The sequence below is a fragment of the Myxococcus sp. RHSTA-1-4 genome, assembly GCF_020037125.1.
Classification (GTDB): domain Bacteria; phylum Myxococcota; class Myxococcia; order Myxococcales; family Myxococcaceae; genus Myxococcus.
Genome location: NZ_JAIQDG010000004.1, coordinates 105,436 through 128,354, shown reverse-complemented (window position 1 = coordinate 128,354; position 22,919 = coordinate 105,436). Strand labels below are relative to the sequence as shown.

Genomic DNA, 22,919 nt, shown 5'->3' with positions numbered 1-22,919 from the left:
GTTCATGCGCTGTCACGCCGGGCGCAGCAGAGTTCCGTCGGCGCACCGTCATCCGCCAGCTCCGGCGGCAGCCGAGCCCCCGCGCGAGCTGTAGAAGACCCAGGCTCGCTCTTCGGGCGGGCTCACGCCGCCGGCGCTGCACGGACGTGAGCCCGTCAGGGCGGGCCGCGGCTGTTACCGGATCACCCTCGCATAGACGAAGTACCCGATGCCGACGGAGTTGAGGGGCTCATTGAGGCGGCTCTGGGTGTGGCAGGCAATCAGCTTGCCCTTCTGCGCGTCCACGCCGGTAATCACCGCGGCGTGGCTGAAATCGATGTCGGAGCCCAGCTTCTCGCCGTGGCGGACCGTCTTGGCGGAGTAGAAGATGATGTCGCCCCGGAGGTCCGCGAAGGGGACCTCGAGCTCCTTCTGGGTCTTGGCGTTGTTCGGGTGGTAGAAGAGCTCGTTCCGCAGGTTGCCCGCGTCATCGAGGAACATGATCTTTCCTCTCCCCTTCAGGTAGGTGATGAGGGGGTTGGGCATGGTGAAGCCGTAGGGCTGGGGCCGATTGCTGGGCTTCGGGAAGAATCCCGCGGGATCCAGGAAGAGGCCGCCCCCGGAGATGCGGTGGTCGGTGTCCCTGGGCGGCTGGCCGATGCAGCAGCTCACGAAGTGGGTGCAATCCATCTCGTTCCCCACGCTGCCCTGGGGGTTGTCGGGGAAGTAGTGGGGGCCCGACTTGCTGAAGAGGTAGCGATCGCTGCAAATCCGATTCGCATAGGCCTCGGCGTATTTGACGACCGCGTCCCGGTCGTAGCGCATGGGCGCCCCGACGGAGGCCTTCAGGTTGAAGGCGATCTGCAGGTTGGGGAGCCCGGCTCGGCCATCCGAGACCATCTGCTCGAACTGCCGCAGGAACTCCGCGAAGGAGATCTCCGTCTCCCCCGCCGCGGCGGGGTCCATGAGGACGAACGTCGTTCCGTCGGCGGTGCCGTCCCCCTTGATGGCCACCAGGAGGTAGGCGTGGGGGGAGAGCATCCCTGAAGCCTGGTTGTCGTCGAGGGTGAGCCAGAGGGGGCCGTACTCATCCAGCAGATCGGCGTAGAGGTCGATGGCGTAGTTGGCCACCGGCTTGAACCCCAGGTGGAGCTTCTGGAAGAAGGGCTCCATCAGCTTGGAATCCAGCCCCTCTCCGTTGTCGAGGAGGGCGCGGAACTCCGGTCCGGCCTCGTCCACCACCTCGGCGACGCCGAGGAGCTGTCCGGCCTGCCAGGACTTCAGCATGGTGGCGGCCGCGGCCCAGCAGGTATCGCCTGGAGGCTGTGGGACGAAGGGGACCGGCGGGGACACCCGCAGGTTGTAGAGGGCCTTGGCGCCCGGGAGCTGTCGGGGCGTGGTGGTTTCCAGCTTCGTCACCGACCCGGCGGGGGTCTGGTGCTCCACCTGGATGTCCTTGCCCTGCTCGGTGGCCTTGGTGAGCGCATGGTTGAAGGTCGCGGTCTCGGAGAAGCTGCCCGCGTCCTCCTGCTTGGCGGGTTTGGCCGCCCCGCTCAGGTGCTCGAAGTAGTCGTTGGCGTGCTTCTGCATCTGCTCCTTGGAGATGATGCCGTCCGCCTGGGCGCGCTTGAGGGACTGGATGAAGCTGTCGTTGCCCTTCAGCGCGGCCTGCTGGCCCACCAGATCCTTGGCCATCTTGCCGAAGTTCTCCGCCGTGCTCAGGGCGGAGGTCATCGCGGTGATGGCGTTCTTCTGGTTGCCCTCCAGGCCGGTGATGTCCTTGAAGGCGCTGGGCGCCGCCAGCATCTCGGCGAGGTGCTGCATGCCGCTGGGATTGGGGGCGGCCGGCGCGTTCTGGATGTTGAGGAGGGTCTGCGGGAAGTCCTTCGGCTGCAGGTTGCCGGGGTCCGCCCGCCGCGAGTCCGTGCTGATGGGCGTGAAGGGCGTGGGGCTGTCGGGGATCGGCGACTCCTCCCAGCGCCAGTACCGGTGCTCCTCCTTGACCTCGCAGCTGTTGCACTTGCCCAGCACCGCCTCGGCGAACACGCCCTTGGTGGGCACCGAGACGCACAGCGGCTCGGAGGGAGGACCCTCGTAGTACTCCTTGAGGTCCACGACCTCGCCAGTCTCCGGATTCGCCATGTGGAGCTTCAGGCTGGGATCCAACTGGATGCCCTTCACCACCGGCATCACCATGCAGTTGCCGACGATGCCCACCACCCGGTTCTCCACCACCGAGGCCACGCTGCGGCCCCCCGCGGTGTTGGGGGCGATGATGCCGTCCAGCAGCATGAAGCGCCGCTCCGGCGACATGTTCAGCCAGATGACCCGGTGGTAGTACTCGAGGTTCTCGTTGAGGTGGCGCAACAGCCGCTTCGCCCGCTCCCGGTCATCCTCCTGGGGATTGCGCAGCTCGGCCTGGCTGGGGGCCGCGTAGATGAGCACATCGTCGCCGAAGAGCAGGTCGTTGTTGATGGTCGCCTGATTGAAGATCTGCCCCGCGTAGTGCCGGGTCCGGTAGCTCAACGAGCCGCTCCGCACGATGACCTGGGAGCCGGCGGGCAGGAGGTTCGAGAAGAACTCGGTGGCGAAGGGGAAGTGGTCGGCGATATCGGGGCGCTTGGAGATGACGAAGTATTCGATCTGCTTGCGCCTGGGGAACGTCGTCCCGCTCATGCGCAGGGAGACCGACAGGGGCGTGTTCTTCTGGTAGCGGGAGAGCAGGGTGGAGTCGATATTCAGGGGGACCCGGGTCCCCAGGGCGTCCACCGCGTGGAAGGTCACCAGGCTCAGGAAGCGGTCCACGATCTGCTGGCCATAGAGCCGGTGGAAGACCTCGTCCTTGTCCTTCTGCGTCTTGAAGTACTCGTTGTACTTGTCCTGGTCGATGCTGATGCCGAACACGGTGGTGAGGGGCAGCCAGGCCTGGGGGTCGAAGAGGGTCGCCTTGGCCTCGGCGTCGTACTTGTCCTGGGGCCGCCTGAGGCGGAACTCGATCCGCAGCTCGCCCGAGAGGCTCACGATGTTCTCGTCGGCGTACTGGGTATTTGGGATATCGGAGTGCTCCCAGTTGGAGACGACCCGCTCCATCGAGTCGAAGGCGCTCGCCAGGGAGCCATCCAGGAGGCGCTTCTTCAGGACCCCCCTCCAGCGCAGCGCCTTTTCCTCGTCGAAGACCGACATCATGAGGGGCACGAAGAGGCATTCCTGCACGTCCACGAGCTGCTGCTGGACCTTGAAGTGGCGAAGCACCTCGAAGTACTCGATGGTGAGCGCGTGGCAGTGGTTGTAGTTGGCCACGGTCTCGGACTGGGCGGAGAAGCGCTCTCCCTGGGCCACCGTCTGGATGACGGTGGAGCGCTGGCTGCGGACGTTGTTGGCGGACTGGGCGAGGCGATCCCTCACCGTCTGCATGTTGCTGGCGGAGATCTTGCGGCTGTTCCGCTGGGTGGCCTCGGAGCCGGAGTGGCCGACGCCGAAGCCGAGCCCGACGGCGGCTCCCAGGCTCAGGATTCCCATGGAGCCACTGCCGGCCGCTCCTCCCCCCGTGCCGAACCCGACGCTGGTCGCGTCGGATTCTCCGTACATGCTCTCCTGGAGGGAGCCCCTGGCCATCTCGTTGATGTCGCGGTCGTGTGACAGGGTGGCGGAGAGGGCGTCCTCATAGCTCAGCGCCTGCCGCTGGGTGGCGGACTCCCTCCGCTCCCAGTCGAAGATGACCACCTGCTTCTTCTGCCCCGGGGCCAGGGGCAGGCTGTAGAGGAGATCTCCGAGGGAGTAGCCATCGGCCATCCACTGCTGCCGGTACTGGAGGATGTGGCCGTGGGCGATGCTCGCGGCCTGGTAGATGGTGGGATCGTCATCCCAGTCGATGGGGTTCGAGGCGGTCAGGGGATTGCGGCCTGGCAGCCTCGACCCCGGGGAGAGGAGCCTCGGGGCGTCGGATGGGCCCGCGGTCCTTGAGCGCACCATCAGGTGGTCATCCGTGTCGAACGCCATGCTCTTGATTTCCGCGGGCTCGGTGGTGCGGACCACCGCGTGGTAGGAGAACTCGTCCAGGATGCGCTTTGAGTCGTGGAAGCCGAGGTCGTCGCACGAGCAGCCGGCCTTCTTGTCGGCGGGCTGGGCGGCCCCCTCGATGACCAGGAGGAGGGGGGAGGGGAATTCCCCCGTGCCGGCCTCATCCATGTCGATGAGGGAGATGGGCACCTGGTTGTTGGCCTGCGCGATGCCGATGCGCGCATAGGCCGCGGTGAACCGGCCGGACGGGCAGGGCATGTAGAAGTAGCCCTTCGACTCGGTCTCTCCGGAGTAGAGCGGCTGGAAGTCCGCGGCCGTGGGGTTCGGCCGGGTGGCGGTGTAGATGATGAACTGGGTCTCCTCCAGGAGGAGTGCCCCGAAGGCATCCAGGATACGGCCCACCAGGGTGGACGGCCGGGGGGGCGGCACCGGCAGCGGCGGCGGCAGGGACGCGGGGGTGAACTCCACGTGGACCTCACGGGTCTGCCCCTGGAGCTCCGAAATGTCGGCGGCTTCCTTGTGCAGGATGGCGCCGTCGGGCCCCTTGATGGCGAGGCCCACGCGGCTTGCGGGGGAGCCGGAGTAGGGGATGGACGCCGCCGCGAGCCCTTCCGTGTCGATGGGGAAGGCGTGGCGGAGGGTCAGCGAGGTGGTGCCCTGGAGCACGGCGAATTCCACGAGGACGCTGAAGCCGGTCCAGTGCGTCGCGCCGGTGTCGTTGATGGCCTTCACCGTGAACTCGAGCCGCTGCGGGGAAGGAGCTGGCGCCTCGGCGAGCTCCCTTTCAGGGAGCGCGAGCGCGCTGTCGGGAGTCACACGAGAGGGAACCAGGGCGGTGCTCTGGCCCAGCAGCTCCGCGAGCCTGGCGAGCGCGGTGGGGGAGAGGCCGGGAATGGCCTGGAGCTCCTCGAATGAAAGGGCATTGCCCCTGTTCTTGCGCAGGGCCAGGAAGTGGGAGGCCTGCTGGCGCGTCAGACCGTACCGGGTCTGAAGACCTTTGCTCGTGATTCTCTTCGAGGAGAGCTGGGCTTGAGGCATGACGGCTCCAATCGCCCCGGAGTGCGGCCCGCTGGGCCACCTCCCTCTCCGGGGGCTGGGAGACAGACGTCACGCACGCTTCTTGTTACGTTACGCGGGCTGGAAGCTGAAGTTCTGTTTGTGCCCAAAGGGGCTGCGCGGCCTCCACGCCGGCACGGCATGCAGCCCGGGTGGCACCGGGGTCTTAAATCCAGATTTCCCAGCTTATCCGGGCGGGCACCGGCTGCCGCGCCCCGGGGCCGCTCCCTCAGCAGGCCCCCCATCCTCGTAATGCGCCGAGGAGACTCCCAGCTTGCGCCGAAATCCCGTATAGGCCCTCCGCACCAATTGTGCGGCACGCGAGCGATCCAGAGGGGGAGGTCAGGCCCCGGGACTGCTCTGGAGGAATGGATGGAGTTGTCGAGTCTCGAGTCGAGTTTCTGGGCAGTCGCACCGAGCGTCATCGGCGCCGTGGGGCTGCTCTTCGCTGCGTTCTTCTACTTCCGCGTCAAGGCGCTCCCGGACGGTGACGCGACGATGAACCGCATCGCGGGCTACATCCGCGAAGGCGCGATGGCGTTCCTCGTCCGCGAGTACAAGGTGCTCGCGGTCTACTGCGCGGTCATCGCGGGGGTCATCGGCCTGGCGCTGGGGTGGACGGCGAGCGCGAGCTTCGTGGTGGGCGCGTTCCTCTCGCTGCTCGCGGGCTACATCGGCATGAAGGCCGCGACCTACGCGAACGTGCGCACCGCGCAGGCCGCGCGCACCGGCTCGAAGCCGAACGCGCTCCTGGTCGCCCTCGATGGCGGCGCCGTGATGGGGCTCGCCGTCGCCGGCCTGGGCCTGCTCGGGATGGGCGGCGTCTACTACGTGTTCCAGGGGAGTGAGCAGCTCTCCCCCATCCTCCACTCCTTTGCCGTGGGGGCGAGCTCCATCGCGCTCTTCGCGCGTGTGGGCGGCGGCATCTACACCAAGGCCGCAGACGTGGGCTCCGACATCGCCGGCAAGGTCATCGAGAACATCCCCGAGGACGACCCGCGCAATCCCGGCGTCATCGCCGACAACGTGGGCGACAACGTGGGCGACGTGGCCGGCATGGGCGCCGACATCTACGAGTCCATGGTGGCCGCCCTCGTCGCCGCGATGGCGATGGCGCTGACCGCCAATGCGACGGAGCTCTCCCGCCTCGTGGTGGACCCCTCGGCGACGGGGACCGCGAAGGTGGCGGGCGTGGTGCTCCCGCTCGTGCTGTCCGCGGTGGGCCTGGTGGTCAGCTTGCTGAGCATCTTCATCGCGCGCGCCCTCAAGCACATGAACCCCGCGCAGGTCCTGCGCAGCGCCCTCATCATGCCCCCCGTCATCCTGGTGGGGCTGTCGTTCGTGATGATGCAGGTGTTCGGGCTCTCCCAGGCCATCACGGTGGCGCTGGCCGCGGGCGCCTTCGGCGGCGCCATCATCGGCCTCGTCACGGACTACTACACCTCGTCCAGGCCGGTGCAGCGCATCGCGGAGGCCTCCGTCACGGGCGCGGGCACCAACCTCATCCGCGGCCTCGCCGTCGGCATGGAGAGCGTGGGAATCTCGATGGCCACCATCGCGCTGGTGGCCTACATCGCGGACCGGGCGCTCGGCCTGTACGGCATCGCGCTGTCGGCCGTGGGCATGCTGGGCGGCACGGCCGTCGTGATGACGGTGGACGCCTACGGCCCCATCTCGGACAACGCGGGCGGCATCTCCGAGATGTCGGGGCTCGGCCCCGAGGTGCGCGCCATCACCGACGAGCTGGACGCGGTGGGCAACACCACGGCGGCCATCGGCAAGGGCTTCGCCATCGGCTCGGCGACGCTCACCGTCATCGCGCTCTTCTCCGCGTTCAACCTCGAGGTCAACCACACGCGCGTCGCCGCCGGCATGCCGGAGATGAGCCTGCTGCTGACCGACCCCAGTGTCATCGTGGGCCTGCTGCTGGGCTCCATCCTCCCGTTCCTGGTGGGCGCCTCGACGATGCTCGCCGTGGGCCGCGCGGCGGGCGCCATCGTCGAGGAGATTGGCCGCCAGTTCCGCGAGATTCCGGGGCTGATGGAGCTCAAGGCCGATCCGGACCCCAAGAAGATCGTCGACATCTCCACCAAGAGCGCCCTGCGCGAGATGATCTTCCCGGGCCTCATCGCCGTCGTCGCCCCGCCGCTGGTGGGCTACCTGCTGGGGCCCGCGGCGCTGGCAGGCCTCCTGGCCGGCGCGCTCGTCGTCGGCGCCACGATGGCCCTCTACATGGCCAACGCGGGCGGCGCGTGGGACAACGCCAAGAAGTACATCGAGAAGGGCAAGCTGCCGGGCCACGCGAAGGGTTCGCACGTCCACAAGGCCGCCGTCGTCGGCGACATGGTGGGCGACCCGTTCAAGGACACGTCGGGCCCTGGTGTTGCCATCCTCATCAAGGTCATGAGCGTCGTATCGCTGCTTGTGGCCTCCCTCATCGCGCTCAGGTAGTCAGTGCTCGTGGTGCGGCGCCCTGAGGTCGAGGCGCCGCACCGTAAGCGGCAGTTCGCACCACGCTGCCCCAGGGGCCGCGTGGTGCCTCGGAGTTCCGGCTGGAGGCAGGTGCGGGTTGGGACGCACCTGGCCGATGGAGGTGCGCGCCGGACGGGCGCGCGACCCCGGCAGCGGCTCGAGCCGGTGATGTAGTGCAGCGAACACCCCGCCAGGAGATGCCGGACAGGGCCCCGGGGGTGGGGGCGAGCGCGTGCTACGCTTCTTTGTGTTCCGCGACCGCCTGCGCGCCAAGCATCAAGAGCAGCATCGGCCCCCGCGGGCCTGACGCGCGCGCGCTCGCACCCGCTCCCTCGGGTGTGAGGGAGGAGTGCCACCGCTGTTCCGCTGACCGAGAGGTGTCCCATGGTCCTGGAGCTCTCCCAGCAGCAGATCCACCTCCTTCATGCCAGCCTGGCTGAAAGCATCGAGGAACTGCACGACGAGGTCCTCCACACCGACGAGCGCGAGATGCGCGAGGAGCTGAGGGAGAAGCTCCACCGGTTGCAGGCCCTCCATCGCCAGGTGGAAGCCCTGATGCAGCGGGAGCAGCCGGCCCTCTGACGCGGGCCGCGCGGCCTCCACACCGGCACTGGAGCCAAAAAGCACCGAGGCCGGAAACCGCTGGGATTCCAGCGGCTTCCGGCCCCGATTGAAGTGTCCCCGACGGGATTCGAACCCGTGTTACCGGCTTGAAAGGCCAGCGTCCTGGGCCTCTAGACGACGGGGACGGCTCTTCTTCTCTACTACATGAGTCGCGGGGGGCTCGAACCCCCGACCCTCGGCTTAAAAGGCCGGTGCTCTACCAGCTGAGCTAGCGACTCGCACTTCTTTTTTTCAGCCACCCCTCGAACACCCGGAGGGGCCCTGGGGGCAGGCGCTTCCTACCAGCACTCCCCAGCGCTTTCCACTGGCGAGCACACCCCCGTCTTCCTGACATCATCCCGCCGACTTCCGGTGAACGCCCGGCCCGCCGCCTCCACTCCACCGTCACCGTCCGGCTGTATACATGGGGCATGTCCCAGGACGTACACCCCGATAAGGACGACATCGAGGACGACGAGGAGCGGGCCCCCTTCCGCCGCTACCTCACCCGGGCGGGTGCCGAGCGCATGCACCGCGAGCTGGTCCACCTGCTCAACGAGGAGCGCCCCAAGGTCACCGCCGAGGTCTCCGCCGCCGCCGCCCAGGGCGACCGCTCGGAGAACGCCGAGTACATCTACGGAAAGAAACGCCTGCGGGAAATCGACCGCCGCCTCCGTTTCCTACAGAAGCGTCTGGACACCGCCACCATCGTCACGCCCGCTGAACAGACCGACCGTGAGCGAATCTACTTTGGTGCCACCGTCACCCTGGAGGACGAGGACGGAGGCAGGACCACGTACCAGATAGTCGGCTCCGATGAGATCGATGCCGCCGGAGGCCGCATCAGCGTGGAGTCCCCCATCGGCCGGGCGCTGCTGCGCAAGGCCGTGGGTGACTCCGTCGAGGTGCACCGCCCCCGGGGCGACATCGAGCTCACCGTCGTGGACATCCGTTACGAATAGGGAGCCGTCATGCCTCGGACCCAGCCCGTCAACACCCGCTACCGCCGCATCTACCAGCACCTGAGCGGGGCGGACCTGGGTGCCTCCGAGGACCAGGCGCTCTCCCTCGAGGAGCTGGGCCTGGGGGACGCGAAGAACGCCCGCGTGGACCTCCTCTTCGGCATCTACAGCCCCCAGGGCATGGAGCGGGCCCTGCGTGCCTACGGACTGCTCGAGCGCGTGGAGGAGCGCGTGGGCCCGGTGGAGCTGCGCGTCCAGTTCCAGGACCCGTACCGCCCCCGCATCGTCGTCTGGAGCCGCCGCTTCTACGCCCCCGTCGCCGACCTGTGCCTGCGCAAGACGGTGGGCGCCGAGGTGGGACTGGGCGACGCGCTCGCCCAGGCGCCGCTCCTCTACGTGGACTCGCTGCTGCTCCAGAACCCGGCCCGCTCCTTCGACTGGAACCGGCCCCCGCTCCCCGGGCAGAACCACCCCGGGCTCTCCCTGGCAGGGCAGCTCCTGGACCTGCTGCTCCTCATGGCCCGCCGCATCGGCGCCGAGGCCCTGGCGCTCGTGCCCTCCACCTTCGCCGCCGCCTGCGTCTACGAGCGCCGCTTCCTCTTCGTGGACGGCGACGCCCAGGGACGCTTCCTCGCGCTGAAGGGGGCGGGGCAGGGGCGCCCGCGCTGGCTGCTCGCCTGGGCCGTGGAGCTGGGCTGCATGCGAGACGCCCAGGGCCGGCCCGTTCCCTTCATGCCCAACCCCATGCTGTCCCCGCTGAGCAGCCGGCTGATCCAGCACTTCGACGCGCGGGCCTGGGATGACGCACTCCAGGTGGCCGCCCGGCAGCCGCTCACCCTCGACGAGGACGTGCTCCAGCAGCGCTTTCCCTGGGAGCGCATGCCGCCCGGGCCGCCCCCCGAGCGGGTGGCGGAGCTGCTCGGGTACGACCCGCTCGCCCCCGTCATGGCGCACTAGCGACGCACCGCTACAGGGCTGTCGCACCGGGACTGGAGGCATGGGCTCCAGGCGTTCCAATGCCAGGGCCCGAGACCGCGCAGGCTCGGGCGCGCCGGCGTGGGGTATCGGACAGCCAGCCTTCCGGGCGATATGCTGGCTGTTTCCCCCAGGGGCGGTGTCTATATTGGGTGGGAGGAGCCCACCCAGGGCCGGAGACGCCCCCCGTCGCACGCTCCCAGCGGTCGCACCCGAACCTTCATCAGGTCGCGCAACCCACGATGCGAAAGAACTTCATCCTCGACACCAACGTCCTGCTTCACGATCCGCGCAGCATCTACGGGTTCAAGGACAACAACGTCATCATCCCCATCTACGTCATCGAGGAGATCGATCAGTTCAAGCGCGACCTCTCCGAGCTGGGGCGCAATGCGCGGCTGGTGGCCCGCTACCTCGATTCGTTCCGCGCGGAGGGCTCGCTGAAGGAGGGCGTGCCCCTGCCGCACGGGGGCATGCTGCGCGTCAACTTCACCGACCGCGAGCTGCCGCTGTCCATGGCGGACAGCAACCTGATGGACAACCGCATCCTCGCGGTGGCCATCGACCTGATGGAGAAGGAGCCTGATACGCAGGCCGTCTTCATCACCAAGGACACCAACCTCCGCATCCGCGCGGACGCGCTCGGCCTCATCGCCGAGGACTACGACGCCGAGCGGGTGGAAATCACCGAGCTGTACACCGGCTTCACCGAGCGGCTCGTCCCGCGCGACCTGGTGGACCAGATGTACAAGCAGGGCGCCGAGGTGGAGCTGCCCGGCGCGGACTCGCTCGCCCCCAACCAGCTCGTGCTGCTCAAGGACGAGACCAACCCGTCCCACACCGCCATGGGCCGCTTCCATGGCACGAAGAGCCGGCTGGTGCCGCTGCTGCGCTCCATCAAGGACGGCACGTGGGGCGTGCGCCCGCGCAACATGGAGCAGACCTTCTGCCTGGACCTGCTGCTCAACGACGACATCAAGCTGGTGACCATCGTCGGCAAGGCGGGCACGGGCAAGACGCTGCTGGCCATCGCCGCGGGCCTGCAGAAGGTGACGGAGGAGGGCCTCTACCAGAAGCTGCTGGTGAGCCGGCCCATCTTCCCGCTGGGGCGCGACATCGGCTACCTGCCGGGCAGCGTCGAGGAGAAGCTCAACCCCTGGATGCAGCCCATCTTCGACAACGTGGAGTTCCTGATGAACCTCAGCCGCGCGGACAAGAAGGCCGGCCGCGGCTACCACGAGCTGTTGGACCTGGGGCTGATGGAAATCGAGCCGCTCACGTACATCCGCGGCCGCAGCCTGCCCAACCAGTTCATCATCGTGGACGAGGCGCAGAACCTCACGCCCCACGAGGTGAAGACCATCATCACCCGCGTGGGCGACAACACGAAGATCATCCTCACGGGGGACCCGTTCCAGATCGACAACCCGTACGTGGACTCGACCAACAACGGCCTGGTCCACGTGGTCAATCGCTTCAAGAGCGAGAAGATCGCGGCCCACATCACCATGGCCAAGGGAGAGCGCAGCGCCCTGGCCGAGCTCGCCGCCAACCTGCTGTAGCCCTGCGCGAACTGACGAGACGTGCCATGACGAAGGACGGCCCCAAGAACACGCCCCCCGCCGGAGAGGAGGAGAAGAAGCCCCTCATCGAGTACCCCTCCGTCTACACCTTCAAGGTGATGGGCCGGCAGGAGCACGGCTTCCTCGACCACGTGCGAGCCCTCTTCCGGAAGCTGATGGGCGCGGAGATTTCCCCCGACTCCATCCGCGAGCAGCCCAGTAGCAAGGGCAAGTACGTGTCGCTGAGCGTGTCCGTGTACCTGCTGTCCGAGGAGCACCGGCGCACCATCTACGCCGAGCTCCACAGGGACGAGCGCGTCATCTACTACCTGTGAGGCACGGGGCCGCCCGCCCGGCGACGGCCGCCGGGGGGCGTGGCTGGAAGTCCGAGCGGGGCGCGGGTATATGAGGAATCCATGAGCCCGGCAGAGCCCTTTCCGCTGTACCACCCCGCCCAGGTCCGGCGTGCCTTTGGCTCGGACGACTCGACACGGCGGTTCGCCAAGGTGGCCCAGCTCGAGCCGGGCTCGCGGGTGCTGGTGCTCGGCTGCGGCCCGGACGGCGGCGCCGCGCTGCTGCTGGCGAAGGAGATGGGCTGCTCGGTGGTGGCCGCGGACACGGACGAGGCGGTGCTGGCCCCGCTGCGCGAGCGCGTGAAGGCCCAGGGCCTGGCGGACCGGCTCGAGGTGCGGCGCGTGGCGCTGGATTCGCTCGGCCTGCCGGAGGGCGGCTTCAACGCCATCCTCATCCAGGGCCACGTGCTGTACCCGCTGCGGCCCACGCTGGCCGGAATGCGCTCCCTGCTGGCGAAGCGCGGCCGCCTGGGGCTGACGTTCCCCGCGAGGGTGGGGCGCTTCGCGCCCAAGGCCGCGCTCGACTTCTGGGAGCGGCGCATTGGCGGGCCGCTGTTGCTGCCGCGCGAGCTGTTGCAAGTCTTGGAGGCCGCCGGCTACGAGCCCGAGTCCGCGGAGACGCTCCACGACGCGGAGCTGGACGCGCTCTACCGGGACGTGGAGGCGCACCTGGCGTCCGAGCCCGAGTCCGCCGAGCCGCGGGCGGCGGGGCTGCGCGAGGAGTTGGCCCTGCACCGCGAGAGCAACGGCAAGGCCAGCGTCAGCTATGCCTTCGTCGTGGGCCGCCGCAAGGAGCCGGGCGAGAAGCCTCCGGCGTCGAGAGATCGCGGGTAGCCGGGGCGGAGCAACCCGCGCTTCGCGTGAGGGAAGGGCAGGGGGCGGGTGCCCCCGGCCTCCAGACTCAGTTCATGGAGCCGCTGAAGTCCACCAGCTCGATGGATTCGGGGGCCACGGACAGCGTCACCTGGTCGCGGTAGCCGGCCGCGTCGCCGCCCACCTGGAAGGGCATGGGACGGGCGAAGCGGATGGTGACCTCGCGGGCGTGGAAGTCCTGGATGCCCTCGGGGAACCAGCGGCCATTCCAGAGCTGCGGCAGGTGGGCGAGCACCTGCGTGGGCTTCAGCTGGCCCATCCGCAGGTGCATGAAGCCGCGCCGGTCGCCGGCGAAGGGGAACATGCGGAAGCCGTAGCCGTAGAAGGGCATGGTGCCCGCCGCCGCCATCATCAGCCGGCCGCGGAACAGCGTGGCGCCGGGGGCCAGCGCGTCACCCACCGCGCGGCCGTCCGCGCCCAGCCGGTACGCCTCGCCGGCCTGGCCGTTGATGACCTCGCACTCCACCCAGGTGGAGTGGGTGAGGTAGTGCGGCACCGTCTTGCAGGCCACCGCGGAGAAGTAGCCGCCGCTGCCCGTGAGGACGCTCTTCAAGAGGCCCTTGCCCAGGTTCTCCTTCACCCAGATGTAGTCGTTGAGCACCTTGCCATCCACGCCCAGCCCGGCGAACGGCGCGCGCTGGCCGTCCACCATCAGCAGGTCCATGGGGCGGTAGCCCGGAATCTCGCCCGTGCGGGCGCGCAGCACGTCATTGAGGATGCCGTCCCCGCGCGTGCCGGAGGCGTTGACGTGATTGGCGATGCCGTTGCCCGTGCCCAGCTTGAGGATGCCGAAGCGGGGCGCCTGCTGGCCCGCGAAGCGGCCGCGCGGCCCCACCTGGTGCAGCACCTCGTTCACGAAGCCCATGAAGGTGCCGTCGCCGCCCCCGGTGAAGACCATGGGGTAGCCCCGCTCCAGCACCGTCTGGACGATGCGCCGCGCGTCCAGCTGCGAGCGCGAGAGGAACAGGTCCTGCTCCGGCACCACGTGTGACAGCGACTTCACCACCCGCGCGTCCACCTTGCGGGCGTTGGCGTTCAGCAGGACCGCGACCTTCGGCTCGGCGGCGACGTCCGACGCGGGGGCACGGCGGAAATCCGGAGAGCGGAGGGGCTGGACGAGCATGCGGCTGGCTCCTGTGTAGGCGCGGGTGGGGGAACCCGGTGGCGACGCGAGCCCTTCTGTGCACTTTCATTGCCAAGCGCTGACGCAGGGCGTCAGCAGGCGGGCAGGCATGTCATTCCGAGGGGTTGCAGCGTTGCCTGCTGATCTCCAGGCCGCCCGGTTGCTACCGCGGGGTGACAGGGGTGTAGAGCACGTTACGCACCCGTGCCGCGTTGGTGGCGCGGGCGTGACGCGGCGCATGTCTGCCTGCGCACTGCGCTACGCACCCGGGAGTACCACCTTCTCCAGGACGCGCCCGAAGTCCTCCTCCCGGTTTGACAGCCAGGGGTGGGTGGTTACGTTGGGCGTACATCAGGAGTTCGCAGAAAAACGCAGTCTTTTCCGGAGGATACGAACCGTGGGCAAGATTATCGGGATCGACCTGGGCACCACGAACAGCGTGGTTGCGATCATGGAGGGTCGCGAGCCCAAGGTGATCGTCAACGAGGAAGGCAGCCGCATCACGCCCTCGGTGGTCGCGTTCACGAAGGATGGGGAGCGCCTGGTCGGTCAGGTGGCGAAGCGGCAGTCCATCACCAACCCCGAGCGGACGGTCTACTCCATCAAGCGCTTCATGGGCCGGCGTCACGATGAGGTGACGGAAGAGGCCAAGCTGGTGCCCTACAAGGTGGCCCGCGGCCCCAACGGTGACGCGCGCGTGGACATCGACGGGAAGCAGTACAGCGCGCCGGAGATCAGCGCGCAGGTGCTGCTGAAGCTGAAGCGCGCGGCGGAGAACTATCTGGGTGAGAAGGTGACGGAGGCGGTCATCACCGTCCCGGCGTACTTCAACGACGCCCAGCGGCAGGCCACCAAGGACGCGGGTGAAATCGCGGGCCTCACCGTGCGGCGCATCGTGAACGAGCCGACGGCGGCGGCGCTCGCGTACGGGCTGGACAAGAAGAAGGACGAGAAGATCGCCGTCTACGACTTCGGCGGCGGCACCTTCGACATCTCCATCCTGGAGGTGGGCGAGAGCGTGGTCGACGTGCTCGCGACCAACGGTGACACGCACCTGGGCGGCGACAACATCGACCAGCGGATCATGGACTGGCTGATCGCCGAGTTCAAGAAGGACACCGGGCTCGACGTCAGCAAGGACAAGATGGTGCTCCAGCGCCTGAAGGAGGCGGCGGAGAAGGCGAAGATCGAGCTGTCGAGCGCGATGGAGACGGACATCAACCTGCCGTTCCTCACGGCGGACGCGTCCGGTCCCAAGCACCTCAACGTCAAGCTCACGCGCGCCAAGTTCGAGGCGATGATCGACGACCTCATCGAGCGCTCGCTGGAGCCGTGCCGCAAGTGCCTCAAGGACTCGGGCGTGGACCCGAAGGACCTGAACGAGGTGGTCCTGGTGGGCGGCACCACCCGCATCCCGAAGGTGCAGGAGGCGGTGAAGCGGCTGTTCGGCAAGGAGCCGAACCGCTCGGTGAACCCGGACGAGGTGGTGGCGGTGGGCGCCGCGGTGCAGGCGGGCGTGCTCTCCGGCGAGGTGAAGGACATCCTCCTGCTGGACGTGACGCCGCTGAGCCTGGGCGTGGAGACGCTGGGCGGGGTGATGACGAAGCTCATCGAGCGCAACACCACCATCCCCACGCGCAAGTCGGAGGTCTTCTCCACGGCCGCGGACGGCCAGACGCAGGTGGAGATCCACGTGCTGCAGGGTGAGCGCGAGATGGCGGGCGACAACCGCAGCCTCGGCCGCTTCCACCTGACGGGCCTGCCTCCCGCGCCGCGCGGCATGCCGCAGATCGAGGTGACGTTCGACATCGACGCGAACGGCATCCTCAACGTCAGCGCCAAGGACAAGGCCACCAGCAAGGAGCAGAAGGTCACCATCACCCACTCGTCCGGCCTCGCGAAGGACGAGGTGGAGAAGATGGTCGCCGACGCCCGCGCCAACGAGGCGGCCGACAAGTCCCGCCGCGAGCTGGTGGAGGTGAAGAACCAGGCGGAGAGCCAGGCCTACGCCGCGGAGAAGCTCATCAAGGAGAACAAGGAGAAGCTCTCCGCGGACACGGCGAAGGGCATCGAGGACGCGGTGGCGGAGCTCAACAAGGTCCGCGAGGGCCAGGACAAGGACGCCATCAAGTCCGCGCTCGATAAGCTCCAGGCCGCCAGCTACAAGGCCGCCGAGGAGATGTACCGCGCCACCGGCGGCGTCCCCGGCGCCGAGGGCGCTCCGGGCGCCGGCCCCTCCGCGGGCCCGGGCTCGCAGGCGACGGGCAAGAAGGACGACGTGGTGGACGCCGAGTTCCGGCAGTCGTGATGCCGGGGCCGTAACGCCCCTCCGTTGAAGCATGAGGGCCGGTGCTCCCGCGAGGAAGGCGGGGGGCCGGCCCTCTGCCTTGCGGGCACGCGCGGTGGGGCTCCCTCCGGAAACGTGGACGGCCGTACGAGGCGCGGGACGTGCGGGGGGCGGCAAGTGCTTGATGGGACTGGGATGGGCGCTGGCGGAGGGGCTGCAACGGGCCGGGGCTCCTCGTGCCTGCGAAAGGGCGCCCCCCATGTCCCGTATCGAGTCTTCTCCGTCCTCTCTTCAGCCTGCCACCATCGACACCGAGGGGGCTTCCTCCCTCCAGTCCGCGCCTGTCCCGCGGCCCGCCCCGTCCCGTCCGGCGGCCTCCGCTCCGGGCATCACCGTGGAGGTATTCCGAGGCCCCGAGAGCGTGGCGCGGGAGAGCCTCGTGGTGACGGGGCCCCGCTCCGGCCTCCGGACGGGAGCGGACAACGGGTTCGACTTCGCGATTGGTGGCTCCTTTCCCCCGCAGCCCATGGGCAACCTGGCCGAGCAGACGAAGCAGATGGGGTTGACGGCCTCGCAGTCGCAGGCCGCGGCGGCCAGCCGGGTGATGGGGGACGGTGCCATCGTGGATGCGTACGCGCGCAAGCACCTCCATGGATTGAAGGAGAGCCCGCCCATCCAGGGGGCGCCCACGTCGCTCACGGACTACACCAGCTCCATTCCCGGCGTGCGGCCGGAGGTGGCCTATGAGTACTTCGTGCGCAACCCGGCGGCGGTGTTCGGGGCGGCGGACATCGTCATCCGGCCGGCCACGGCGGCGCTGAAGGACGGGGCCCGGCTGTTCCTGGAGGAGAAGGGCATCCCTCCGGTCTGGGCGCCCATCACCGTCCGCCTGGAGCCGGAGGCGAACACGGTGCACATCACCACCCTGGACGGGCACCCGCTGCGTGGGACGAACCGCTTCGTCTTCCAGGATGACGGCCAGGGCGGCACGCGGCTGCGCCAGTACTCCGCCTTCCAGGGCAGCTCTCCCGCCACGTCGGTGGGGATGGCGCTGATGGACCCCATCGAGCGGCAGCACGACATCTGGCGGAGCGTGCATGGGCACCTGCACGACAGCCTGCGGGAGCGCTGACCTTCACCCGGGGTGGGCGCCGGTGCGCTTCAAATGGGGCGACGGCGGCGGATAGCATGGGCGCATCCCCGCTACCTCCAGGTCGCCCGTGCAACCTCATCCGCCTCCGTACCTCCAGGCCGCTCGGGCCTTTCGTCACTTCTTCGGAGAGCTCCGGGATGCGTACCTGGAGCGTGAGACGCTTTTCACGCAGCTCGAGCTGGCGCTGCTGAGCCGGGAGCACGTGCTGGTGGTGGGCCCTCCGGGGACGGCCAAGAGCGCCATCGCCAGCGCGGTACTGGGCCGAATCACCGACGAGCGCACGGGGCTGCCGTCGCTGTTCTCCAAGCAGCTCGCGGAGTCCACCGTGCAGACGGACCTCATCGGCCCGGTGGACTTCAAGGTGCTCACCGAGACGGGCCGCACGGAGTACCTCACCGACGAGGGCATGCTGGGCTCCGAGCACGCCTTCCTGGACGAGGTGTTCGACGGCCGGGACATGCTGCTGCGCTCCATCCTCAACGTGCTGTACGAGCGCGAGCTGAAGCACGGGCGGCGGGTGACGGCGGGGCGCACCGAGTGCGTCATCATGACGAGCAACCGGTACCTCTCCGAGGTGCTGGCGCGCTCGCCGGAGCTGCTGCTGGCCTTCGCGGACCGGCTGAGCTTCATCTGCTTCGTGCCCAAGTCCTTCGCCCGGAAGGAGAGCCGGGCGGCCATGCTGCAGCGCTTCGCGCACGGGGCGCGGCCGGACCTGCGGGCCCAGCTCTCCTTGCAGCAGGTGGACCTGTTGCAGGAGGCGGTGACGCGGGTGACGGTGCCCAGCCACGTGCTGGAGGGCGTGGAGTTGCTGGCGGACGCGCTGGAGCGCGCGCTGGCGGCGCAGGTGTCCAAGCTGCCCGACTACGTGCCCACGAAGTACTTCTCCCAGCGCTCGGCGGTGAAGGCGCTGTGGGCACTGAAGGCGGCGGTGGTCAGGGACCAGGTCTACCGGCGGGCGGACCGGCCGCTGGAAGCGACGGTGGAGGACCTGGACTCGCTGCGCTGGTTCTTCCTGCTGGGCGGCCCGCCCGCGGCGGAGACGGAGGCACTGCTCAAGTCGGTGGTGGACCCGCGGGAGCGCGCGCAGCTCGAGATTGTCCGCCTGGAGCAGCGGGCCTTCGACGAGGCCCTGGCCAGGGTGCGGCAGGAACTGGGCGGCGGCGTGGAGCGCGAGGCCCAGTCCCTGAATGCCAACGAGGAGGTGACGGCGGCCGAGGCGCTGGCGCGCAACTGGCAACCCACCGTGGTCTCCACGACCGTTCGGAGCCTGATGACGAAGCTGGTGCCGGGGCCGCGCCACGCGCAGAACCGGGCGCCGCTGGTGGGCGCGGCGCGGGCCCTGGTGGCGGCCATGGAGCAGAGGCTCGCCCGCGGCATGGCGGGGCAGGGCGAGGGCCGGGGCGGGCTGGCGCTCCTGTCGTCCTTCCGCGACGTGCTGGAGCTGTGCCGCGCCGTCCCCGAGCTTCGTGCCCACCATGCCCCCGTGTGCGAGGCCACCGCGCGCTTCCTGGAGGGGGCGCTGGAGATGATTGCCCTCTCCGCGGAGAGCGTGGACTTCGAGGACGGGCTCAAGCTGGAAGGGCTGGTGGGGCTGGCGGACAACCTGGAGGAGGAGCTGTCCCAGACGACGGACCTGGCCGGCCAGCTCGCGGAAGGGGCCCCGGCGGCCCTGGAGCACCTGCGCGTGGCGGAGGTCGCGGTGCGCAGGAGGGTGGTGTCCGCCCTGCGGCGCCGCGCGGCCCTGGCCTTCCAGGGCTCCCCGGGGCGGGCCCGGAAGGAGCCGCTGGATGCGCTGTCCGCCGACTCGCGGCGCCTCACGCAGCTGGAGCACTCCCTGGCCGTGCTGGACCCGTCCCAGCAGGGGCTCAAGCAGGAGCTGTTGCTGCCCCTGGGCATCACCTACGCGCGCGAGGTGCTGTCCTCCACGCCCTTCGAGCGCATCGAGCAGTACGGCCGCGCGGTGCAGTCCGTGGCGGAGAACCTGCGGCGCGAGGGCCTGTCCGTGGAGACGGTGATGGCGGAGTGCCGCGACATCATCGAGTCCCGCCTGAGAGAGCACGCGAAGGGGCTCTCGCGCGAGGTGGCCAGCCCGCCTCCCCAGACGACGGCGGTGCTCAACGGCGACGCGTACGTCTTCTACCGGGGCGAGTTCTCCGCCCGGGCGCCGGACGGGGAGCTGGCCGCGCTGCTGGGACTGGACGGGCAGCTCGCGCTCTCCCGGAACGGGCCCGCGCCGGGCTTCCTGTCGGAGAACGTCCGCGCGGCGGTGGCGCAGGCGGAGCTGGCCTTCGTCCACTCGCGCATCAAGTACCTGCGGAGCTGGCTGACGCAGCTCCTCACGTCGCTGCCGGCTCCGGACTCGCTGAAGGAGCGCGCCGAGGCGGAGCGCACGGTGGACCGGCTGGTGCGCAGCCGCTTCCCCCTGCTGGCGCTGAAGGAGGGCGAGCTGGTGCGGTTGCGGGGCGTGCTGTCGCTGCTGGGCTCCATGCCCGGCGACCTGGGCGAGAACGCGCGCCGGCTGGAGGGACAGCTCCGGGGCATCGACGAGGACTTCGGGCGCTTCAGCCGGCAGGTGCTGGAGCGGCGGACGGCGTCATGAGGTGGCCACCGCTGTACGGGCCGGGTGAGGCGGAGAGGGGGCGTTGAGCGTGCTGGCGCGGCGACTCACCGAGCTGCGGCGGCGCCTGGACGCCCTGCGCCAGCCCGCGCCGGCGCCGGGCGGCTGGCGGGGGTGGACGCTGGGCCGCCGCGCGCGGAGCCCGGAGGACCTGGCCCTGCCGGTGCTCACGGCGTTGGACCGCGAGCTGGACAGGGTGGGGGTCCACACCGCCGCGGACGCGCAGCTCCTGCGGGAGCTGGGCGTGCGCAAGGGCCGGGCGGGGGCGCTGGCCCAGGGGCTCCAGGAGCGGGCGCGGCAGGCGCTGGAGGAGCTGGAGGAGTGCGTGCTGCGCGTGGAGCGGGCGTGGCGCGCGGGGGAGCCGCCGCCGGGCGCGCTCACCCTGCTGGAGAAGGCCTTCGTCAAGCTCGCCCGGGCGGTGAAGGTGGCGGAGCTGTTCTCCCGGCCGCCCTCCCAGGACACGGACGAGGCGTTCGAAATCTACGTGCGCCCGGAGGTGACGCGGAAGGACCGCCCGCCCACCAGCGCCCGCCTGGCGGCGGCCGAGTACTTCGCCGAGCGCGCCCGGGAGAACACGGGGGACGTGGTGCAGAAGCGCAGGGACCTGGACCTGGCGCACGAGCTGCTGCTGCGCCTGGGCGCGGACCATGACCGGGAGCGCGGGCTGGCCCTGCGCCGCCAGGTGGTGGAGGCCCGCGAGCGCGCCCGCTCGGTGCCGGCGGTGCGCTCCCTGGACGAGCTGCTGCGGCACGTGCGGCACACGGCCCGGCGCGAGCCGCAGGTGGCGTACCGCTCGCTACGAGGGCTGTACGAGCGGGCGCTGGAGGCCGGGGACGCGGAGCTGGCGAGCGCCGCCCGCACCGCCCTGGAGCCCCTGCTGCCCCAGCGCCAGCAGCTGTCGTCGCTGGTGGAGCGCGCGGAGCGGGACTCGCTGGCGCACTGGTTCGGGGAGACGCCCGAGGAGGGCGGGGGAGAGGCCGCGCCCCCGCGCCCGGACGAGCTGCTGGCGGACCTGGCCTTCTCGCTGAACCCCGAGCAGCTCTCCACCTTCGAGCTGGCCGCCGGCTGTGCCCGCTACTTCGACGTGGAGGACGCCCTTTCGGAAGAAATCGTCCTGGCGGACACGAAGGCGGCGCGGCCCGTGCCCCGGCGCGTGCCGTACCCCACCCAGACGATGACCTTCGAGACGACGGGCAGCCTGCACGAGGTGCACAACTTCGTCATCTCCGACCCTCGGATGCTGCTGCAGGACCTGGCCGCCAACCGCCAGCTGGTGCGAGCGTACCTGGAGGACGAGCCTCCGCCCCGCCCCCGGAAGGTGAAGCGCACCGCGGTGCGCGTCTACGTCTGCGACGCCTCCGGCTCCATGCACGGCAGCCGCGCGCGCTTCCGCGACGCCATCGTCATCGCCGAGCTGAACAACCTGCGCGTCAAGGCGCGCCGGGGCGAGCAGTTCGACCCTCTCTATTTCAGCTTCTTCAACGACGTGCCCACCGAGCTGGCCCGCGTGGACACCGCCGTCGAGGCCACCCGGCAGATCGAGAAGCTCTTCCGGGAGTCTCCCGCCGAGGGACAGACGGACATCACGCTCGCGCTGATGTCCGCCTTCGACTCCATCCGCGCCGCGCAGGGGAGGGACCCGTATCTCGCCCGGGCCACCGTGGTGCTCATCACCGACGGCGAGGACCGCGTGGACCTGGAGCTCATCCGCCGCACCCGCGCCCCCATGGGCGCGCTGGACATCGCCCTGAGCTTCATCTCCCTGGGCGAGGAGAACCCGGACCTGCGCATGCTGGTGAAGGAGCAGCGCGCCGCCGGAGGCCGCGCCTTCTACCACCACCTCTCCGACGAGGAGATTCAGTGGGCGCGCACCGAGTTCGACACCCCCTGGCGCACGCTGCTGCCGGGGGACGTGCCCGCCACGGTGGAGGCCCTGGAGCTGCTCTCGCCCCACCTGGAGGCCCTGGAGGCCGTGGCGGCCGGACGGGGCTCGCCCGCGCAGGTGGCGGTGGAGGCCTCCTTCGATGCGCTCTTCCCGGAGACTCCCTCCGCCCCTCCCGGCATGGAGGTGCCCGGCCCGGACGGCGTGAATCGCGTGGTGGACATCCTCGGTGCGCTGGTGGAGGCGGCCTCGCTGGCCCCCGCCGACCGGCGCGCGTCGGAGAGCGTGGTGCTGCTGCAGCACCTCCTGTCCGTGTACGGACTCACCCCGGCCCGCTACCTGTCCGCCCTGTCCGCCGGTGGGCCTCCGGTGCGAGAGGCCCTCGAACGGGTGCGGCTGTTGTGCCGGCCCTTCAGCTAGGCTTGCGGACGCCCATGTTCTTCGGCCTCTTCAAGAAGCAGAAGAAGGAGTCCTCCCGGCCGGCGGACCCGCTGGTCGCCCTGGACCAACTCCTCGAAAACCTGGAGCGCCAGGCGGCCGAGGTCCGCAAGTCCGCGGCCACGCTGCTGGCCCTCAAGGGAGACCTGTCTCGCGCGGTGGAGCGCTACACGCGCCGCCTGGAGGACATCGCCTCGCGCCGCGCCATCGCGGAAGGCAAGGGGGATGCCAGGGCCGTGGCGGTGCTGAAGCGGGACCGGGAGCAGGCGGAAGCACTGCTGGGCTCCACGCGTGACTCGCTGGAGCGGGCGGACTCGGACGCGCGGTTGCTGCTGGAGGCCGCCGCCGAACTGGGAGACCGCGTGGCGGAGTTGCGCCGGGAGCGGGAGAGCGCCGCCGCGAGACTCACGGTGGGCGGCATCGTCACCGAGGCCCTGCGCGAGCGCGTGGCCCGCTTCGAGCAGGCCCTGGTGGTGGACGCGGCCCGCGACGAGGTGGAGCGCGCCCATGCCCTGGCGGACATCTACCGCGAGGAACTGCGGGAGAAGGAGGGCTGACCCGCGC

General features: G+C 69.7%; 14 protein-coding genes and 2 tRNA genes. 12 read left to right on the top strand and 4 right to left on the bottom strand.

Annotation, left to right across the window (positions count from 1 at the left end):
- Positions 1–174 precede the first annotated feature (174 nt).
- Entirely contained in the window at positions 175–5,037 is a 4,863-nt protein-coding gene (locus tag K8638_RS08205; RefSeq protein ID WP_223753875.1) for a papain-like cysteine protease family protein, read from the bottom strand.
- Between the two features lie 390 nt (positions 5,038–5,427).
- Between K8638_RS08205 and K8638_RS08200 the strand changes: the two genes are divergently transcribed.
- On the top strand, positions 5,428–7,506 hold the full coding sequence (locus K8638_RS08200; protein ID WP_223753874.1) for a sodium-translocating pyrophosphatase: 2,079 nt from the start codon (positions 5,428–5,430) through the stop codon (positions 7,504–7,506).
- A 405-nt stretch (positions 7,507–7,911) separates the two neighbouring features.
- Positions 7,912–8,109 (top strand): hypothetical protein, encoded by a 198-nt coding sequence (locus K8638_RS08195; RefSeq protein ID WP_223753873.1) that lies wholly within the window; start codon positions 7,912–7,914, stop codon positions 8,107–8,109.
- Positions 8,110–8,203: 94 nt separating this feature from the next.
- Here K8638_RS08195 and K8638_RS08190 read toward each other — a convergent pair.
- Positions 8,204–8,276: transfer RNA gene (locus K8638_RS08190), tRNA-Glu, on the bottom strand.
- Between the two features lie 20 nt (positions 8,277–8,296).
- Positions 8,297–8,369, bottom strand: a tRNA-Lys gene (locus K8638_RS08185).
- Between the two features lie 192 nt (positions 8,370–8,561).
- On the opposite strand from K8638_RS08185, the gene greB reads away from it, so the two are divergent.
- From greB to K8638_RS08160, 5 genes are all read left to right on the top strand, one after another.
- On the top strand, positions 8,562–9,092 hold the full coding sequence (gene greB / locus K8638_RS08180) for a transcription elongation factor GreB (protein WP_223753872.1): 531 nt from the start codon (positions 8,562–8,564) through the stop codon (positions 9,090–9,092).
- Positions 9,093–9,101: 9 nt separating this feature from the next.
- A complete protein-coding gene (locus K8638_RS08175; RefSeq protein ID WP_223753871.1) occupies positions 9,102–10,049 on the top strand; it encodes a deacetylase in 948 nt (315 codons plus the stop codon).
- Positions 10,050–10,309: 260 nt separating this feature from the next.
- Entirely contained in the window at positions 10,310–11,629 is a 1,320-nt protein-coding gene (locus K8638_RS08170) for a PhoH family protein (RefSeq protein ID WP_223753870.1), read from the top strand.
- A 26-nt stretch (positions 11,630–11,655) separates the two neighbouring features.
- Entirely contained in the window at positions 11,656–11,964 is a 309-nt protein-coding gene (locus K8638_RS08165) for a YbeD family protein (RefSeq protein WP_223753869.1), read from the top strand.
- A gap of 81 nt (positions 11,965–12,045) precedes the next feature.
- Positions 12,046–12,816 (top strand): cyclopropane-fatty-acyl-phospholipid synthase family protein, encoded by a 771-nt coding sequence (locus tag K8638_RS08160; protein ID WP_223753868.1) that lies wholly within the window; start codon positions 12,046–12,048, stop codon positions 12,814–12,816.
- A 67-nt stretch (positions 12,817–12,883) separates the two neighbouring features.
- Here K8638_RS08160 and K8638_RS08155 read toward each other — a convergent pair whose 3' ends face one another.
- Positions 12,884–13,978, bottom strand: a complete 1,095-nt coding sequence (locus K8638_RS08155; RefSeq protein ID WP_223753867.1) for a diacylglycerol kinase family protein — start codon at positions 13,976–13,978, stop codon at positions 12,884–12,886.
- A 397-nt stretch (positions 13,979–14,375) separates the two neighbouring features.
- On the opposite strand from K8638_RS08155, the gene dnaK reads away from it, so the two are divergent.
- The 5 genes from dnaK (at position 14,376) to K8638_RS08130 (ending at position 22,912) form a co-directional block, all read left to right on the top strand.
- On the top strand, positions 14,376–16,286 hold the full coding sequence (dnaK, locus tag K8638_RS08150) for a molecular chaperone DnaK (protein WP_223753866.1): 1,911 nt from the start codon (positions 14,376–14,378) through the stop codon (positions 16,284–16,286).
- A gap of 238 nt (positions 16,287–16,524) precedes the next feature.
- Complete coding sequence (locus K8638_RS08145; RefSeq protein ID WP_223753865.1) at positions 16,525–17,397, top strand: hypothetical protein; 873 nt, start codon at positions 16,525–16,527, stop codon at positions 17,395–17,397.
- 88 nt (positions 17,398–17,485) lie between these two features.
- On the top strand, positions 17,486–20,017 hold the full coding sequence (locus K8638_RS08140) for an AAA family ATPase (protein ID WP_223753864.1): 2,532 nt from the start codon (positions 17,486–17,488) through the stop codon (positions 20,015–20,017).
- A gap of 49 nt (positions 20,018–20,066) precedes the next feature.
- The gene (locus K8638_RS08135) at positions 20,067–22,337 is read left to right on the top strand and encodes a vWA domain-containing protein (RefSeq protein ID WP_223753863.1); all 2,271 of its coding nucleotides are present in this window, start codon (positions 20,067–20,069) and stop codon (positions 22,335–22,337) included.
- 14 nt (positions 22,338–22,351) lie between these two features.
- Positions 22,352–22,912, top strand: coding sequence for a PspA/IM30 family protein (locus tag K8638_RS08130; RefSeq protein ID WP_223753862.1), 561 nt, complete (start codon positions 22,352–22,354; stop codon positions 22,910–22,912).
- Positions 22,913–22,919 lie beyond the last annotated feature (7 nt).

Excerpts from the sequence above, each read along its gene's own strand:
- K8638_RS08205 (WP_223753875.1), bottom strand. The coding sequence starts at position 5,037 with ATGCCTCAAGCCCAGCTCTCCTCGAAGAGAATCACGAGCAAAGGTCTT.
- K8638_RS08200 (WP_223753874.1), top strand. The coding sequence starts at position 5,428 with ATGGAGTTGTCGAGTCTCGAGTCGAGTTTCTGGGCAGTCGCACCGAGC.
- K8638_RS08195 (WP_223753873.1), top strand. The coding sequence starts at position 7,912 with ATGGTCCTGGAGCTCTCCCAGCAGCAGATCCACCTCCTTCATGCCAGC.
- greB (WP_223753872.1), top strand. The coding sequence starts at position 8,562 with ATGTCCCAGGACGTACACCCCGATAAGGACGACATCGAGGACGACGAG.
- K8638_RS08175 (WP_223753871.1), top strand. The coding sequence starts at position 9,102 with ATGCCTCGGACCCAGCCCGTCAACACCCGCTACCGCCGCATCTACCAG.
- K8638_RS08170 (WP_223753870.1), top strand. The coding sequence starts at position 10,310 with ATGCGAAAGAACTTCATCCTCGACACCAACGTCCTGCTTCACGATCCG.
- K8638_RS08165 (WP_223753869.1), top strand. The coding sequence starts at position 11,656 with ATGACGAAGGACGGCCCCAAGAACACGCCCCCCGCCGGAGAGGAGGAG.
- K8638_RS08160 (WP_223753868.1), top strand. The coding sequence starts at position 12,046 with ATGAGCCCGGCAGAGCCCTTTCCGCTGTACCACCCCGCCCAGGTCCGG.
- K8638_RS08155 (WP_223753867.1), bottom strand. The coding sequence starts at position 13,978 with ATGCTCGTCCAGCCCCTCCGCTCTCCGGATTTCCGCCGTGCCCCCGCG.
- K8638_RS08145 (WP_223753865.1), top strand. The coding sequence starts at position 16,525 with ATGTCCCGTATCGAGTCTTCTCCGTCCTCTCTTCAGCCTGCCACCATC.
- K8638_RS08130 (WP_223753862.1), top strand. The coding sequence starts at position 22,352 with ATGTTCTTCGGCCTCTTCAAGAAGCAGAAGAAGGAGTCCTCCCGGCCG.